General features: G+C 70.6%; 2 protein-coding genes. One reads left to right on the forward strand and one right to left on the reverse strand.

Translation table 11 applies throughout. From position 1 onward, the window contains the following. The coding region (locus tag J0670_RS35535; RefSeq protein ID WP_307806838.1) for an NlpC/P60 family protein at positions 1-1,084 on the reverse strand (1,084 nt) is incomplete at its 3' end. A 394-nt stretch (positions 1,085-1,478) separates the two neighbouring features. Between J0670_RS35535 and J0670_RS35540 the strand changes: the two genes are divergently transcribed. After that, positions 1,479-2,575 (forward strand): inorganic phosphate transporter (locus J0670_RS35540; protein ID WP_207816731.1); only part of this gene is annotated, 1,097 nt, incomplete at its 3' end.

Genomic DNA, 2,575 nt, shown 5'->3' on the forward strand with positions numbered 1-2,575 from the left:
CACCGGAGGGGTCGGGGCGGACGGCCCCGAGGATCGGCATCGAGCCGACCGGCGACACCTTGATGAACGCGCCCGGCCGCGGCGCCTGGACGATCAGCCCGCCGCCGATGTACATCGCGACGTGCGAGGCGTCCTGGAAGTAGATCACCAGGTCGCCCGGCCGCAGCTGGTTCAGCGGGACGCGCTGCAGCTGCGCCCACTGTTCCTGGCTGGTGCGCGGGATCGGCGTCCCGGCGTGCAGCCAGGCCTGCGAGGTCAGGCCGGAGCAGTCGTAGGAGCCGGGTCCGGTGCCGCCCCACAGGTACGGCTTGCCGACCTGGGCCAGCGCGAAGGCTACGGCCCCGCGCCCGGCCTGCGAGGGCGTGCGCTCCCCCTTGCCGAGGGCGCCGGAGGCGAGGAAGGCGAGCTGGGCCTCGTCGGCCTTGGCCTTCTCGAGCTGCTCCAGCTCGGCCCGCTGGGCGCCGGTCAGCGAGGAGACCAGCTGCTCGACCGAGGCGAGGTCGGTGGCGACCTTGGCCTTGGCGGCGTCCTGCTGGGTGGCCAGCGTCTGCGAGGTCTTGAGCGCGTCCTCGGTCTGCTTCTTCAGGTCGTTCAGGGAGTCCCGGTCGGCCTTCAGCCGGTCCAGGAACTCGGACTGCGAGCGGCTGGCCGTCGCGAGCAGCTCGGCGATGGTGACCGCCTCGTACGGGTCCTTGGAGAGCAGCAGTTCGGCGTACGCGGAGGCGGCGCCGTTGCGGTACTGCGCGGCGGCGAGCTGGGAGGCGAGGTCCGTGCCGGCGTCGACCTGCTTCTGCTGCCGCTCCAGCCGGCCCTGGAGGTCGGTGAGCGCGGTCTGCTGCTCGGTGACCTTCGCGACCGCTCCGTTGTACTGCTCGGTCGCGGCCTCGGCGTTCTGGTAGAGCTCGTGCAGCCGGTCGAGCAGCGGTCCGAGGGTGGCCTTGGCCGCGGCCAGCGGGTCCGATCCGGTCGACGCGGCGACGCCCGCCGTCCCCGGATCGGGGCTGGCGTACGCGGCCTGCGCGGCGGCCGGCAGCGCGAGCGCGGCGGCCGCGAGGACGGCTCCGCAGCGCAGGGCCGCTCGCACCCAGGGACGTACGCCTGTCGACTCCGTGCGCTGTGCAGCCCCGCCCATGGGTGGTCCTCCCCGCCCGTGCCCTGTCCTGGCCCGTCTCCCGCGGCCCGGATCGATCCCGCAGATCCTCCCACGGGTTACTCGTCGGAAACAGAGCGCGTGAGGACCGAGAGGTTAATTCTCGATTGATCTGTGAGGCAGCTCTCAGCAAACGGGGGCGAACCGGGGCGTTCTTCGCTAATGTCCAGCTCAGCGCGATCCAGGTCATCCAGCGGAAAGCTCCCGGACACCCCTGGGCCACCATGGGAACCACGATTCCCGGCTCAGTTCACCTTCCGTTTACCAAACGGACCTACGGTCGCGACGTCATCAACGTCAGTGCGACAACTACGACGATTGTTTGGGTATGGAACACATCTCGTTCCTGGTGGCCGTTGTGATCATCACGGCGCTCGCCTTCGACTTCACCAACGGGTTCCACGACACCGCCAACGCGGCCGCCACCGCGATCGCGACCGGGGCCCTTCGTCCGAAGGTCGCGGTCACCATCGCGGCCCTGCTCAACTTCGCGGGTGCGTTCCTGTCCGTGAAGGTCGCCACCACCATCTCCGGCGGCATCGTCAACGAGAAGGCCGGCATCCACCCCGAGGTCATCTTCGCCGCACTGGCCGGCGCGATCCTCTGGAACCTGCTGACCTGGCTGCGCGGCCTGCCGTCCAGCTCCTCGCACGCCCTGTACGGCGGCCTGATCGGCGCCACGATCGTCGGCGTCGGCATGAACGGCGTCAACTTCGACACCGTGGTCACCAAGATCGTCATCCCGGCGGTCGCCTCCCCCCTCGTCGCCGGCCTGGCCTCCTGGGGCGCCACCAAGCTCGCCTACGCGATCACCCGCAAGGGTGACTCCGCGGTCAGCGACAAGGGCTTCAAGACCGGCCAGATCTTCTCCTCCTCGCTGATCTCGCTGGCGCACGGCACCAACGACGCCCAGAAAACGATGGGCATCATCACCCTGACCCTGGTCTCGGTCGGCGCCCTGCCGCACGGCGCGCTGCCCCCCACCTGGGTGATCGTCTCGGCCGGCGCGGCGATCGCGCTCGGCACCTACATGGGCGGCTGGCGGATCATCCGCTCGATGGGCAAGGGCCTGGCGGACATCAAGCCGCTGCAGGGCTTCGCCTCCGAGTCGGCCGTCTCGACCGTCATCCTGACCTCCTCGCACATGGGCTTCGGCCTCTCCACCACCCAGGTCTGCACCGGCGGCATCATGGGCGCCGGCCTCGGCGGCCCGAAGCCGGAGCTGCGCTGGAGCCTGGTCCGCCGCATGGTCTACACCTGGGGGCTGACGCTGCCGGCCGCCGCCGTGGTCTCCGGCCTCGCCGCCCTGGTGGCCGAGCAGGGCAACTGGGGCGTCGCCCTGGTCGGCACCGTGCTGGTGGCCGGTGCCGCCACCATGTGGATGATCTCCCGCCGCCAGCCGGTCAGCGCGGACAACGTCAACGA

Source organism: Streptomyces sp. FH025 (assembly GCF_017427025.1).
Taxonomy (GTDB): Bacteria; Actinomycetota; Actinomycetes; order Streptomycetales; family Streptomycetaceae; genus Kitasatospora.